Genomic DNA, 14,424 nt, shown 5'->3' on the forward strand with positions numbered 1-14,424 from the left:
TCAAAGATACTAAAATGAAAGCAAATCACAACCGAACCGATAAGCAAAACCTGTCAGACGGTACTGTTTCCAATGGTTCAAAGATACTAAAATGAAGGCAAATCACAACAAATCCTTCGACGCATCTGTTATTCAGAAACTGAATTCTTTCAATAAAAACCATCTTTTCTGCCGGCTTTCAACCTCCTTAACCTCTCGTTCGGATTGTTTCTGATACCTTCTACCATCAGGACCAAGTCTCTCCATTCCACATAGGATAAGATCTGCTTTCACTGTTATAGGCTGGCAACCGGAACGTACCCTCTTCCAGACGTTTTACATAGAGCGCCATGCCTTCGTCCTCAGCATGAAGAAGCTTCATGGTCGTTCTGCTCCGGTTTATAAAGATAAAAACATCACCGAGCCGGACATCATATCCCATCCAGTCATGAACCACTCCGCAAAGGAGTTGATTTCTTTGCGCATATCCGTCTTGTCGGGACATAGGAAATTGCATCGGAATCATTCAGGCAGAACATGGTCGCATAACTTATGAATGAGTCCTAATAGCAGCTCCGGATTTCCATGACTGTCCGGATGAATCTTGATACCGGATGGAAATTCTATTGTCATGTCAGCAGTCGGACCGGATGGATGATTGCTACTGTGATGCTGGTTTTGAGGAATGAATGTATTATCAAGAACTTTATTCAGATTACTGGTATAGTCACGACTTAGACTGAACTTCTTTTTCCAATAATGAAAGCAGGATGCGGAATATGCTTCATTCTCACAGAAATCACGTATCGTTAAACCACTGGATTGTTGCCTCTCATAAACAGCCAGGAACTCTTCTTTACTTCATTATACGTTTCATGGTTTTTGGTTAGCAAAGTAATAGAAGAGTTCTTGGATTTACAATGTGCACTTTATCGGATGCTTACTTTTGGGAAGTGAAATAAGCACATAGAGAAATAAGAATACAATATCAAATGGAAAGCGTGTAGCTCAATGAGTTACACGCTTTTCTTGTTTTTGGCCGTACACAATAATATTGCTATCTTTGCGTTATTATTATAAACATCTGTACCTTATTTGTACCTGTAAGAAAAAGTAGATATGATGAGAAGAATAGATATTAAGAACTACAAAATGAATGAATTATGGCAGTAGCAAAGTATAAGATAGTACGGAAATGTCCTGTGTGCGGAGAAGAGTTCTTCGCAAGGACTTTGGAGTCCTGGTATTGTTCACCCAAATGCTCCAAGGTGGCGTGGAAGCGTAAGCATGATGAAGAAAAACGCCAACTTGAACTGGACAAGATTGTAAGCAATATGCCCAAGTCTAAAGAGTATATCAGCATAACGGAAGCGTATGCTATGTTTGGTGCAAGCCGCTCAACCATTTATAGGCTCATCTACATGAAAAAGATTTCCTTCATTGAGCCAGAGAAAGGAATACGACTTGTATGCAAAGGAGAACTAATGAATCTGTTTCCGTTAAGACAGTCTCCGCTTGACACCAAGCCAAGGAAACCAGTTACCATGTACCGCATGGAACCAGAGGATTGCTATACAATAGGTGAGATTTCCAAGAAATTTCATCTGGATGACAGCACCGTGTATGCTCATATACGAAAATACTCAATACCGACCCGGCAAATCGGTAATTATGTGTATGCTCACAAGGAATCAATAGACAAACTTTATAAAGATATAAAACCATTATGAAAAGATTAGATTATACTAAAGTCTCCGTCAAATTAAAGAAAAGTGAGTGGAGAGATGAGTGGTTCATCTATCTTGAAGCTTATCCTGTTTATGAGACGGGAAATGACAAACCCAAACGAGTGCGTGAATATCTCAGGAGGTCTATTACTACCCCTATATGGGATAAACGACGAAGCGAGCGAGCCGTTGCTGGTAGAATAAAGTACAAGCCCAAGCGAGATGACAATGGCGTTATTCAGTGTAAATCCAAGCAAGATATGGAAACTTGCCTTTATGCGGATGGCGTTCGAGTCCTGCGTCAAAAAGAGTACGACAACATGGCTCTCTTTACTGACCAGCAAATGGAAATGGCAGAACAAAGCGAACGCTCAAAATGCAATGTTCTGGAGTATATTGAGAAGTTAATCAAAGAAAGAGAGGAAACTGCGTCAGAATCGATAGTTGTCAACTGGCGCAGATTGCACACACTGTTGTCAATGTTTGCCAAGTGTGACTACATACAGTTCTCGCAGATTGACATGAAGTATATTGAGGCATTCCGTTCCTTCTTGATAAAGGCACCGCAGGGTGGTTCTAAGAAAGGAACTATTTCAAGGAATACGGCATCGACGTACTTCTCTATCTTCAAGGCGGCACTCAAACAAGCTTTCGTGGATGGCTATCTGAATTGTGATATTGCTGCCAAGGCTAAAAATATCATGTTTCAGAGTGCTCGAAGAGAGTATCTGTCACTGGAAGAACTTAATATATTGGCAAAGACTCCGTGTGATGATATACTAAAACGGGCAGCCTTGTTCTCTGCACTGACAGGAATGCGACATAGCGATATTCAAAAGCTTAAATGGTCAGAGGTTGAAGAATACAATGGTGGGTACCGTCTCAATTTCACTCAGCAGAAGACTAAGGGCGTTGAATACATGCCTATATCGCCACAGGCATACAAGCTTTGCGGTGAGCGCAAGAAAGACGGAGAACTGTTGGTGTTTGCCGGACTGCCTGACCCTTCATGGATATCTAGGCCTTTGGAACGGTGGGTAAAAGCATCAGGGATTACCAAGCACATCACCTTTCATTGCTTCCGCCACACCTATGCAACGTTACAATTGGCTAACGGTACAGACATATATACCGTAAGCAAAATGTTAGGGCATACCAATGTAAAAACCACGCAAATCTACGCAAAAGTAATTGACAAGAAGAAAGATGAAGCTACAGAAGCTTTTAAGTTGGACATAGATGAATAGTGATTATCATTTGTAAGCACTTAGTATAGAAGACCACTTGTATCAATAAGTCCTTTATTGTACAGGTGGTTTTTAGTGCCTTTCATTTTCAACATTCTATGTAATGATGCTATTGTTTTGGCACTTTAACCTTTCGTGGAAACCAAACATTTATAACAATAAACAGATAAAAATGAAAAAAGACAGCCTTTTTTGGCTTCTCTCTTTTTGAAGAGAGCAAGCGTGTCCACAAACATGTGGAGTGTACAGAAGACTTCTACAGAGAACTGTATGAGTTGTTTGAGATCGCAAGAAGTTGGTATCTTCAAGCTGAAAAGAATCATATGAAGACAGAGTACTTCATAGAACTATTTGAGCGCAGTCACCAATATATTGACTGTGATTGTGCACGTTGTAAGAACTCGCGACAGATGGCAATTGGCATTATTGGTACTTTGTTTAGAGACTCTAAGTGTGTGTCAATAATCAAGAAAAAAGAAGATTATTCCAAGCAGGAACTTATTGAGTTGTTTCTTCAACATGTGGGTACTGGTCTGCCAATCCTTACCCGAAAGAAATCGTCCATCCTCACTTTGGGATGCCAATTGTCAGACAGACAGATGGATTTGTTGGTAGAACTTGTCCAAAGTCACGACATATTTGATTTTGCCGACAACAGTGATGTGCGTAGCGAGTTGTGTCGCCTATTCAAGTGCGACTTGGACGCATCTATCCGTGTAAAGAATGTACGTAATGTAGCCGTACTGTTTGACGCTATGGCTCAATACCATTTGATAAACAATAATTGGCAATATGTCATGGGAGAAGGTCGCTTCTTAACCAGTATCAAAAAGGATGGAACAGAGAAATTCATAACTTCAAGTTGTCTTTCCTCTTCTCTTTCAAGGATAAGAAGAAACGTTTCCATGACAGCAAGTCAATATGCCATCTGCAAATCCATCGAACAGATATTAAGAGAGGAATAAATCACAATAATTCTGCTAAATGAAAGTAAAAACGTGATAGTTTGGTTGATACTGCCTTACTATCACGTTACTTTTTCTATTTAGTGACAGTCTCCCCATAACTTTGCATCAAAAATCATAAAAAATAATTAGCATGGAAGAAAATAGTATAAGATTTGAAGATATTCCCAACGCTATAACGGGGGTACTGAAAAAGCTGTCATCATTAGAAGACAAGATTGATGGTATATATGAACTTGTTCAATCAGAAAAAGAAGAAACATGGTTTACGGTTGCTGAATTATGTGCTTATCTCCCAACACATCCGGTAGAGCATACCATATATTGCTGGACAAGCAATCGGGAAATACCGTTTCACAAGAGAGGCAAACGCATCATGTTCCTCAAATCTGAGATAGATGAATGGCTTCAAGGAACCAAGGGCAAATCGAAGAACGAGATTCAAAGAGAAGCAGAGGAATATGTACTATCTACACAAAGAAAGAATAGACGGCTAATATAACCGTGCTACTGTCTGTAAACAATTTAATTAAGGTACGTGACACATGAATGAAAGACATTTTAGACTCTATGAGCGAATTGTCGCAATAGAAGACAGTTTGGAGGCTTTGGGACCTATTGACAAACTAATAGAGCGAATCGAGGAATTGGAGAAGATGGTCAAGCAGACCAAAACCGTCTTGGGGTTTGACGAAGCATGTAAGTATATTGGTGTTTCTGAAAGCCTGCTATACAAACTTACAGCCGCAAAAGAAGTTCCACACTATAAGCCAAGGGGAAAAATGCTGTATTTTAATAGAGAAGAAATCGACAAGTGGCTGCTCCAAAACAAACAAGAGGTCATTGGAATGGTAACGAAAATAGAAATTGATAATCCGAAAGAATGAAAATGGAAGAAAATAACAAACATGTACAGCCTAACTCAAAAGAGGAAGGAGTACAGCGTCTCAATCGCATATTGAGCGAATCGTTGATAAAGGCAACAGATACTTATAAAACACCTCCTCAGATTATATGGGTTGATAATTCCAGCATAGCCACATTGGGCAACTTCAGTGCTTCTACTGGTAAGGCAAAGGCGAAAAAGACCTTCAACGTGTCTGCCTTGGTAGCCGCTTCCCTCGCCAACGGCAAGGTACTGAACTATCGCGCCAGTCTGCCAGAGGGGAAACGCAAGATACTGTATGTAGATACGGAGCAGAGCCGCTATCACTGCCATAATGTGCTGGAGCGCATCCTGAAGCTCGCTGGTCTACCTACAAGCATCGACAACGAGAACCTTGACTTTATCTGTCTGAGAGAGTACACGCCCTCCGTCAGGATAGAGGTCATAGACTATGCGCTTGCCCAAGACCAAAGCTATGGACTGGTCATCATCGACGGAATCAGAGACCTGCTTCTCGACATCAACAATGCGGGAGAATCGGTCGAGGTCATCAACAAGATGATGGAATGGTCATCAAAGTATGACCTGCACATCCATTGCGTATTGCATCAGAACAAGGGCGACAATAACGTGCGCGGGCATATCGGTACGGAGATGAACAACAAGGCAGAGACGGTGCTTGTCATCACCAAGAGCACCACCAATCCCGACATCAGCGAGGTGAAGGCGATGCACATCCGTGAGAAGGAGTTCAAGCCGTTTGCCTTTACAGTCAATGAGGAAGGGTTGCCAGAGATTGTCGAGCACACGCCGGAGAAGGAAGAAGGTGACAAGCAACCGTCAAGGTTTACTTACCAAGACTTGACATCCGAACAGCATAACGAGGCGCTGACGGCTGCATTCAAGGAGAAACCTATCAAAGGATTCGATCGCATGGTGGAGGAATTAACGCAAGCCTATGCAGACATTGGCTTTAAGCGTGGCAGAAGCGTCATCATCAAAATGCTGAAATACCTGATTAACGAGCAAAAGCTCATAGTGAAGCGGGATAATCATTACTATTTCGGATATACACCTGCCGAGATTGACCTGTTCCATGAAGAGGAATAAAAACAGTTCAGAAACCAGTTTAGTTTACGTCCGTACCTATATATAAGAAATAAGGCCAAAGTAAACCGAAATCGGAGGCTGAATTGGGAAGCGGAAAAGTAGTTTAGCAAATGGTTTAGTTTACGGGTGTGCCTATATAGGAGAAAGGGTAAAGTAAACTGTTTCCATGGACAAAGTAAAACCGAACAAATGAAAGTACAATGAATATTGAACAATCGAAGAAACTGAGCATTATAGACTTCTTAGACAAGGAGAATGTAACGCTGAAAAAGAAGAAGGGCAATGCCTACTGGTATCTGTCACCCTTCAGGGACGAGAAGACCGCATCGTTCAAGGTCAGCAAGAAGGAGAACCTGTGGTACGACTACGCCATTAAGGAGGGCGGTGACCTTGTGGAGCTGGTAAAGCGTATGTATAACAAACAATCCGTTTCCGATGCCCTTGCCTACCTTGCGTCCAAGAGTATTGCCACTGTGGATAAGGCAATCGAGACCGCTATCGCAGCCAAGGAATACACGACAACCAAGATGAACGATGTGAAGCTGCTCCCACTGAGCAACCATTCTCTGCTGTCCTATTTCAGTAGCCGACGGATAGACATCACCATTGGCAGGATGTATTGCAGGGAGATACACTACAAGGTTGAGCAAAAACATTACTATGGCATTGCCTTTGGCAATCTGAGTGAAGGACATGAGGTGCGCAATCCCTATTTCAAGGGCTGCATCGGGCATAAGGACATCACCCTGCTTGCCCATACGTTCAACGAGTGGCAAAACGGTTGTCTGGTCTTTGAGGGCTTCATGGACTTCCTTGCTTATATGACCCTCGTTAAACAGCAAGACCGATGGTTTGTCGTTGAAAGCCCTTGCGACTATATGATACTGAACTCAGTCGCCAACCTCAAACAGGCATTGCATTACCTTGACCGTTACACCCACATCCATTGCTTCCTCGACAACGACCAGGCAGGACGCAAGACGGTTGAGAGCATCAGCAATGTATTCGAGTACAGGGTGACGGACGAGTCCTTCAGATATGCCGACTACAAGGATGTCAACGACTATCTGATGAGGAAGAAACGAACGGCATCTGAATGACATTATAAAGACGAAAACACCATCATTTGATGCAAAAATGGCTCAAATGCATTGAAATTACATATCAAATCTGCACTTTTTCGCCCAAACATGCTTGATTCTCAATTATTATCCTTATTTTTGCATCGTTTTAATACATTATTAAAATGTAGCAGAATGGAATTGAAAAAAGAAATAAGGATATTGGGCAGACGCTTTGAGGTGGAACCTCGTGCCAAGGAAAGCCTGAAAGGCATCACGGTTGGCGAGAAACTCTCATACCGTTTCTATGATGGCACATACCAAGGCACGCCCCTGCTGTTCGTTGAGCCCAAGAAGGGCAATCCCTCTCCACGGACTTGCGCCATCACGGGCAAGCGGTTGACCGAAGCCCTGGGACTGCCTGCGGTGTTTATCCTTGCGCCCGGACCCACCTACGAGCGACACAGACTGGCAGACAAAGGAGTCTTCTTTGTCATGTCCGAGGAATATGCCCATCTGCCAGGCATCATAGCATTGGAGAAGACAAGCAACAGGAAGATTGCCGAAGTATTGACCCCTGTGGCGCAATACATACTACTCTATCACCTACAGGTGGGCAGTATTGAAGGAATGTCGCCAAGGGATATTGCACCGTTGCTTCCATATTCTTACGAAAGCGTCACGTTGGGTGTCACCTGTCTTGAAGATGTAGGACTGTGTCAAAAGATTCAGAACGGACAGCGCAGCAAGGTGGTACACTTCGAGTTGAAGGGCAAGGAACTGTGGGACAAGGCTCAGAACGTCTTGCTGTCACCTGTGGAGAACCGCATCTTTTGCGATGACATACGCTTGGATGCGGAATACCCCGTATGCGGCATCAATGCCCTGGCACATTATTCCATGCTTAATCGTGACCGGGAAGAGATGATAATGATGACAAGCAAGGAATATCGTGCCGTCAAGTCGGCTGATGTCATGGAGAATCCCAACATCTATGACGGCAACTATATCATAGAGGTATGGAAATACCCTGTTGTCAGCAAAATGGGCGACAAAAGCCAGTGGGTTGATCGCCTTTCCCTTGTCCTTTCGTTGAGAGATGATGATGATCCGAGAGTAGAAAAAGAAGTAGAACGAATAATCAGTGAACAGAAATGGAAGGATTAGTCAAGTTCCGTGAAGCATTTGCGGAATACTCAGAAAACTATGTGGTGATAGGCGGAGCAGCCTGTGACATCACCATGACCAATACCGTGGTGCGTCCACGCGCCACACACGACATCGACATGATAGTCATCGTAGAGAACATGACCGAGGCTTTCGCCAATCGCTTCTGGCAGTTTGTGCGGGAGGCTGGCTATCGACCTGAAAAGAGGAAACAGGAGGCTGGTGAGCCACCAAGGTATGAAATGTATCGTTTCCTTGATGGTAAAGACGGCTATCCCGAGATGATAGAACTGCTGTCACGCCACCCCGACGTGCTTGGAGAGCCAAAGGGATTTGTCATAGAACCTATCCCGACCGATGAAGATGTGTCGAGTCTTAGTGCCATCATCATGGACGATGATTACTATCACTTTACTATCGCACACAGCCAACTGACTGATGGCATACGCCATGCCAATTCCGCTGCCTTGATAGCACTGAAGGCAAGAGCCTACCTAAATCTCATGGCAGACAAGCGGGACGGCAAGCATGTGAACACCAAAGACATCAAGAAGCACCGTTCGGACATCCTGAAAAATGTGGTCATAATGACTGAGGACAACATTGAGGCTCCTGCTTCAATAGTGGCATGTATAAGGGAGTTTGTCGCCTCCATCAGAGCCGACTGGTCAACTCTCGCAGAACCATTGTCAAAGTCACTCGGTCAAGACGAGGCATTTGTGACCGGACTGTTAGATCAACTGGATGAATTGTTTATAGAAGCATGACCAATATGAAGATACAATACGCATCCGACCTGCATCTGGAGTTTGCCGACAATTGGCGGTATCTGAAAGCCCACCCCTTGGAGGTGACGGGCGACATACTGCTGCTTGCCGGCGACATCGGCTATCTCGGCGATGACAACTACTCCAAGCATCCCTTTTGGGACTGGGCATCGGAGAACTACAAGGAGGTGCATTGCTGCATGGGCAACCATGAGTTCTACAAATATTATGATGTGGCGACACTGCCCGACGGCTATCTCTTGGAGGTACGTCCCAATGTATTCAGCCACTACAACGGTATTGCGAGGATTGGCGACACCGACATCATCCTCTCCACCCTTTGGTCGAGGATTCCTTTGGAGGACGCTTACTTCACCGAGCAAGTGATAAGCGACTTCCGCCGTATATTATATAAAGGTGAGCTGATGACCCATGCCCAATTCAATGCTGAGCATGAACGTTGCCTCACCTTTATCAAGGATGCAGTGGCATATTCGCAAGCAGCCCATAAGATTGTTGTCACCCATCATGTACCATCGTTCCGTATGCTCCACCCAAAGTTTCAAGGCAGCAAGGCAAACGTGGCGTTCACCGTAGAGTTGGAGGACTATATCACCGATAGCGGCATAGACTATTGGATATACGGACATTCGCACACCAACATCGATGCCAGGATAGGCAACACCCAATGCTTGTCCAACCAGTTGGGCTATGTTTTCTCTAACGAACATCAGGACTTCTCCCATGGCAAGTACCTGACCATATAGCCATCCACATTTTTTTCATCCACCCTCTTTACAAGCTCTTCCCTATCGGAAGGGCTTTTTTTGTGCCTTTCGAGTTTGATTTTTGAGTATGATTGCGAGTGTAATCAAAATTAGAGTTAAGATTTGGCTCCGCGGAAAGTCATTTCGGTTTAAGATTGAAGAAAAGGTAGTTCCTTTGCATCGGCAATAAGCCAAACCATAGTAAAATCAAACTTGAAAATATGAAGTCATTTGTAATATTCGCCATTGTCGTGACCATAATCTATGTCATCTACTATACGGTCATCATCGTGCAGGATCTGTACGGAAAGCCCAAGGACGAGAAGTCACAGGGCGAGTCGTTTGATGTCAGTGACATGACCGACGAGGAAGAGTCGATAGCGGTCAGCGAGAGCGACGGTGGTTTCAGCGTAGGCGACAACCAATATGAGACAGCCTACGAGGAGAAGCAGCTTGCAGAGCCTACAGAGGAGGCAGCCGCCACTGCGGAAGAGAGCAAGCCTCATGTGCTTGAAAAGATACAAAGCGCAATCGAGAAGAAGATGGAGGAAGTGAATACCACCTATTCCGACCCCATGTATTCGGAAGAATTGAACAACACCATCATCGCCCGCGGTCTTCGTCACAATGGACGTGACATGGTCAAGGTGGAATCACTCAATAATGAGATATGATGTCAAAAACAAGAAGTGCATTTCTATCATTATATGCCGCTTTAACCCCAGCTCTGGCCAGTGCTAAGTGTGGCAACGTGGACTACAGCTGGGGAGCGGACGCACTTGCGAGTGCCCATGACTATGCCGTGACGATGATGCTCTATATCGTTTATCTGTGCTATGCAGTGGCGGGCATCGTGGTCATAGTCAGCGCCTTGCAGATATATATAAAGATGAATACGGGCGAAGAAGGAGTGAAGAAGAACATCATGATGCTGGTGGGAGCCTGCCTGTTCCTCATAGGAGCGACCATCGTCTTCCCCGCTTTCTTCGGTTATCAGATTTGAGATACAGGTGATACGAGATAAGATAACTCAAAGTGTAACAAATTAAAAGGTAAAAAGAATGTTTGAAAGGATTAACAAGAAGGTGAAGGGATTCTTCTCTTCACAGCGCATGAAAACGCTCGCCCTGATGTTGCTTGTCGGCACCACCGCAGCAATGGCACAGAACGCAGCCGGCGACTACTCGGCAGGAACGACCGCGCTTACCACAGTGACGGAGGAGATTGCCAAGTATGTACCTATCGTGGTGAAGCTCTGCTATGCCATTGCAGGTGTCGTTGCAATTGTCGGAGCCATAAGCGTTTACATCGCCATGAACAACGAGGAACAGGACGTGAAAAAGAAGATCATGATGGTCGTCGGCGCATGTATTTTCCTCATTGCAGCAGCCCAGGCACTGCCTCTGTTCTTCGGCATTGGAGGTTAAACGCAGCGTGAGATTGTGAGTATGTAGAACGTTAAAACACTGACAGTTATGGCAGATACAAAGCAAGAGCGTTTTCCGGATTATCCCATTTTCAAGGGACTGCAACGTCCATTGGAGTTCTTCGGGTTGCAGGGACGCTACATCTACTGGGCGGCAGCCACCGCAGGAGGAGCCGTTGCGGGTTTCATCCTCGGCTACTGCATCTTCGGTTTCGTGGCAGGACTCGTGCTGCTAGTCCTCGCCGTAGCTGTCGGTGGCGTTCTCATCGTCATGAAGCAGCGCAAGGGCTTGCACAGCAAGAAGAGTGACAACGGCATATTCATCTATGCCTATTCAAAGAAAGTGTAAAACAAAAAAGAGAATCCATTATGTCCAAGTGGAAAGCTATCAATGATTGTAAGTGAATGGAGGTGGGGGCATCACGCATGAGGGTGCGCCCGCCTTTTTGCGATTAAAAAAGAAAAAGAACAATGACCCTATACATCATACTCATATTCTCAGCCATCTGCGTGGGCATGGCCATCAGTGTCAAGGCATTCGGCACGGGAGGGAAGCGCAAGCGCATCTTCCAGGACATCTACTTCTCCATCGAGGAAGTGGATGGCATCGGCGTGCTCTATACCAAGACGGGCGAATACTCCGCTGTTCTGAAGATGGAGAACCCTGTGCAGAAGTATTCCGCCAACATCGAGGCCTACTATGAGTTCACCCACCTCTTCGCCGCCCTTGCCCAGACCTTGGGCGAAGGCTATGCGCTGCACAAGCAGGACGTGTTTGTGAGGAAGGCATTCAAGGAAGAGAACGGTGGAAATCATGAGTTCCTGAGCGAGAGTTACTTCCGCTATTTCAACGGCAGACCCTTTACCGACAGCGTCTGCTACCTCACCATCACACAGGAGAACAAGAAGAGCCGTCTGATGTCGTTCGACAACAAGAAATGGCGTGACTTCTTGGTGAAGATACGCAAGGTGCACGACCAGCTGAGGGATGCCGGCGTGAAGTCCCGATTCCTCGGCAAAACGGAAGCCTGCGAGTATGTGGACCGTTTCTTCTCCATGAACTTCCGTGACAAGGTGGTGTCGATGACCAACTTCAAGGTCGATGACGAGACCATCGGCATGGGGGACCGTAGCTGCAAGGTGTATAGCCTTGTGGATGTGGATTATGCCAACTTGCCGTCGGTCATCCGTCCCTACGCAAATATCGAGGTGAACAACACCAGTATGCCCGTTGATCTCGTGAGCATCGTCGATAGCGTGCCCGGAGCCGACTGCGTGGTGTTCAACCAGATGGTGTTCGTGCCCAACCAGAAGCGTGAGCTTGCCCTACTCGACAAGAAGAAAAACCGCCATGCCTCCATGCCCAACCCCAGCAACCTGATGGCTGTAGAGGACATCAAGCGTGTGCAGGAGGTGATAGCCCGTGAGAGCAAGCAGCTCGTCTATACCCACTACAACCTCGTGGTGGCAGTGAGCGGCGACACCGACATACAGAAATGCACCAACCATCTCGAAAACTCCTTCTCGCGCATGGGCATCCACATCAGCAAGCGGGCCTACAACCAGTTGGAGCTGTTCGTCAACTCTTTCCCCGGCAACTGCTATGGCATGAATGCCGACTACGACCGATTCCTCACCCTCGGCGATGCCGCCACCTGTCTGATGTACAAGGAGCGCATCGTGCATAATGAGGACACCCCGCTGAAGATATACTATACCGACCGCCAAGGTGTGCCCGTAGCCATCGACATCACAGGAAAGGAGGGAAAGGAGAAGCTGACCGACAACTCGAACTTTTTTTGTTTGGGTCCTTCGGGCAGCGGCAAGTCGTTCCACATGAACAGCGTGGTGCGTCAGTTGTGGGAGCAGAACACCGACATCGTCATGGTCGATACGGGTAACTCGTATGAGGGACTCTGCGAGTATGTGGGCGGCAAGTACATCGCCTATACGGAGGACAAGCCCATCACCATGAACCCCTTCAACATCAGCAAGCGGGAGCTGAACATTGAGAAGATAGACTTCCTGAAGAACCTGATACTGCTGATATGGAAAGGCTCGGAGACGCAGATACCCGAACTGGAGTTCCGTGTCGTGGAGCAGTTGGTGACGGAGTATTACGATTTCTATTTCAACGGTGTGCAGCCCTATCCTTCCTCACAGAAGGAGACACTGAGAAAAAACCTCTCCACCATGGAGAAGCGGCGCGGCACGGAGCTGACGCAGATACACGACAAGGTGGAGAAACTCATCAAGGGACTGGAGGAACGGCGCATGGCATTGAGCGTGAAGACCCTCTCCTTCGACTCATTCTATGAGTTCGCCTGTGAGCGTCTCGACCAGATCTGCATCGAGAACAACATCACCACCATCGACTGCGACAACTTCGCCTATATGCTCCAAAACTTCTACCGTGGCGGCAAGTACGACAAGATTCTCAACGAGAACGTGGATAGCACCTTGTTCGACGAGACCTTCATCGTCTTCGAGGTGGATGCCATCAAGGAGAACAAGCAGCTCTTCCCCATCGTGACGCTCATCATCATGGACGTGTTCCTGCAGAAGATGCGCCTGAAGAAGAACCGCAAGTGCCTTGTCATCGAGGAGGCATGGAAAGCCATCGCCTCGCCGCTGATGGCCGAGTACATCAAGTACCTATACAAGACAGCCCGAAAGTTCTGGGCGAGCGTGGGCGTAGTGACACAGGAGATACAGGACATCATCGGCAGTCCCATCGTGAAGGAAGCCATCATCAACAACTCCGACGTGGTGATGCTGCTCGACCAAAGCAAATTTCGTGAGCGATTCGACGAGATCAAGGCGATATTAGGATTGACGGATGTGGATTGCAAGAAGATATTCACTGTCAACCGCTTGGATAACAAGGAGGGAAGAAGTTTCTTCCGTGAGGTGTTTATCCGACGTGGATCGACGAGCGGAGTGTATGGTGTGGAGGAGCCGCACGAGTGCTATATGACCTACACCACCGAGCGAGCTGAGAAGGAGGCATTGAAACTCTATAAGCATGAACTGAAGTGCAGACATCAGGAGGCTATCGAGCGGTATTGCAGAGATTGGGATGCCAGTGGCATCGGGAAGTCGTTGGCATTTGCGCAGAAGGTCAATGAGGCGGGGCATGTGCTCAATTTGACGGACGATGGAGCCACTCGCCGCTGACACGGCGAGCACGGGGGCTGATTGATGGAAACGGAAATCCCGGAATAGACGTAAAGCCCAGATGCCCGAAAGCAAAACTTTCGGGAACGGTGGCTGGGTAGTATTTACGATTAGTAGTAAATACGATTAGTAGTGAATACTACCA

General features: G+C 46.3%; 17 protein-coding genes. 15 read left to right on the top strand and 2 right to left on the bottom strand.

All coding sequences use genetic code 11. The annotated features are described in order from the left end of the window. Nucleotides 1-226: 226 nt before the first annotated feature. Nucleotides 227-484 carry an IS66 family insertion sequence element accessory protein TnpB gene (gene tnpB, locus HMPREF9446_RS16620; protein ID WP_245532302.1) on the bottom strand — a complete coding sequence of 86 codons (258 nt, stop codon included), beginning with the start codon at nucleotides 482-484 and terminating at the stop codon, nucleotides 227-229. 17 nt (nucleotides 485-501) lie between these two features. Next, nucleotides 502-825 (bottom strand): IS66 family insertion sequence element accessory protein TnpA, encoded by a 324-nt coding sequence (gene tnpA, locus HMPREF9446_RS19490; RefSeq protein ID WP_410510783.1) that lies wholly within the window; start codon nucleotides 823-825, stop codon nucleotides 502-504. A gap of 317 nt (nucleotides 826-1,142) precedes the next feature. On the opposite strand from tnpA, the gene HMPREF9446_RS16625 reads away from it, so the two are divergent. The 15 genes from HMPREF9446_RS16625 to HMPREF9446_RS16695 all read left to right on the top strand — a co-directional run bounded on the left by HMPREF9446_RS16625 (nucleotide 1,143) and on the right by HMPREF9446_RS16695 (nucleotide 14,279). Further along, entirely contained in the window at nucleotides 1,143-1,709 is a 567-nt protein-coding gene (locus tag HMPREF9446_RS16625) for a hypothetical protein (RefSeq protein ID WP_005812876.1), read from the top strand. Next, complete coding sequence (locus HMPREF9446_RS16630; RefSeq protein ID WP_005812874.1) at nucleotides 1,706-2,953, top strand: site-specific integrase; 1,248 nt, start codon at nucleotides 1,706-1,708, stop codon at nucleotides 2,951-2,953. Before HMPREF9446_RS16625 ends, HMPREF9446_RS16630 begins: the two co-directional genes overlap by 4 nt. A 410-nt stretch (nucleotides 2,954-3,363) precedes the next feature. Then, the gene (locus tag HMPREF9446_RS16635) at nucleotides 3,364-3,918 is read left to right on the top strand and encodes a hypothetical protein (RefSeq protein WP_021935591.1); all 555 of its coding nucleotides are present in this window, start codon (nucleotides 3,364-3,366) and stop codon (nucleotides 3,916-3,918) included. A gap of 133 nt (nucleotides 3,919-4,051) precedes the next feature. Then, complete coding sequence (locus HMPREF9446_RS16640) at nucleotides 4,052-4,420, top strand: helix-turn-helix domain-containing protein (RefSeq protein ID WP_004320284.1); 369 nt, start codon at nucleotides 4,052-4,054, stop codon at nucleotides 4,418-4,420. A 43-nt stretch (nucleotides 4,421-4,463) separates the two neighbouring features. Beyond that, nucleotides 4,464-4,805, top strand: coding sequence for a helix-turn-helix transcriptional regulator (locus HMPREF9446_RS16645; RefSeq protein ID WP_005812869.1), 342 nt, complete (start codon nucleotides 4,464-4,466; stop codon nucleotides 4,803-4,805). A gap of 2 nt (nucleotides 4,806-4,807) precedes the next feature. Further along, complete coding sequence (locus tag HMPREF9446_RS16650; protein WP_005812867.1) at nucleotides 4,808-5,914, top strand: AAA family ATPase; 1,107 nt, start codon at nucleotides 4,808-4,810, stop codon at nucleotides 5,912-5,914. A gap of 200 nt (nucleotides 5,915-6,114) precedes the next feature. Beyond that, nucleotides 6,115-7,014: a toprim domain-containing protein gene (locus HMPREF9446_RS16655; protein ID WP_005812865.1), complete on the top strand. Its 900-nt coding sequence runs from the start codon at nucleotides 6,115-6,117 to the stop codon at nucleotides 7,012-7,014. A gap of 156 nt (nucleotides 7,015-7,170) precedes the next feature. Then, the gene (locus HMPREF9446_RS16660) at nucleotides 7,171-8,142 is read left to right on the top strand and encodes a hypothetical protein (protein ID WP_005812863.1); all 972 of its coding nucleotides are present in this window, start codon (nucleotides 7,171-7,173) and stop codon (nucleotides 8,140-8,142) included. After that, the gene (locus HMPREF9446_RS16665; RefSeq protein ID WP_005812861.1) at nucleotides 8,130-8,909 is read left to right on the top strand and encodes a hypothetical protein; all 780 of its coding nucleotides are present in this window, start codon (nucleotides 8,130-8,132) and stop codon (nucleotides 8,907-8,909) included. The genes HMPREF9446_RS16660 and HMPREF9446_RS16665 overlap by 13 nt, the downstream gene beginning before the upstream one ends. Then, the gene (locus HMPREF9446_RS16670) at nucleotides 8,906-9,676 is read left to right on the top strand and encodes a metallophosphoesterase (RefSeq protein ID WP_007837351.1); all 771 of its coding nucleotides are present in this window, start codon (nucleotides 8,906-8,908) and stop codon (nucleotides 9,674-9,676) included. The genes HMPREF9446_RS16665 and HMPREF9446_RS16670 overlap by 4 nt, the downstream gene beginning before the upstream one ends. Before the next feature lie 221 nt (nucleotides 9,677-9,897). Continuing rightward, entirely contained in the window at nucleotides 9,898-10,350 is a 453-nt protein-coding gene (locus HMPREF9446_RS16675; RefSeq protein ID WP_005812857.1) for a hypothetical protein, read from the top strand. Then, nucleotides 10,347-10,679, top strand: coding sequence for a DUF4134 domain-containing protein (locus HMPREF9446_RS16680; RefSeq protein WP_005812854.1), 333 nt, complete (start codon nucleotides 10,347-10,349; stop codon nucleotides 10,677-10,679). The genes HMPREF9446_RS16675 and HMPREF9446_RS16680 overlap by 4 nt, the downstream gene beginning before the upstream one ends. A gap of 58 nt (nucleotides 10,680-10,737) precedes the next feature. After that, nucleotides 10,738-11,103: a DUF4134 domain-containing protein gene (locus tag HMPREF9446_RS16685; RefSeq protein ID WP_007837354.1), complete on the top strand. Its 366-nt coding sequence runs from the start codon at nucleotides 10,738-10,740 to the stop codon at nucleotides 11,101-11,103. Nucleotides 11,104-11,151: 48 nt separating this feature from the next. Further along, a complete protein-coding gene (locus tag HMPREF9446_RS16690) occupies nucleotides 11,152-11,451 on the top strand; it encodes a DUF4133 domain-containing protein (RefSeq protein WP_005816074.1) in 300 nt (99 codons plus the stop codon). A gap of 122 nt (nucleotides 11,452-11,573) precedes the next feature. Beyond that, nucleotides 11,574-14,279, top strand: a complete 2,706-nt coding sequence (locus tag HMPREF9446_RS16695; RefSeq protein ID WP_008021336.1) for a TraG family conjugative transposon ATPase — start codon at nucleotides 11,574-11,576, stop codon at nucleotides 14,277-14,279. The last annotated feature ends 145 nt before the right edge of the window (nucleotides 14,280-14,424 follow it).

The organism is Bacteroides fluxus YIT 12057, assembly GCF_000195635.1.
GTDB lineage: Bacteria > Bacteroidota > Bacteroidia > Bacteroidales > Bacteroidaceae > Bacteroides > Bacteroides fluxus.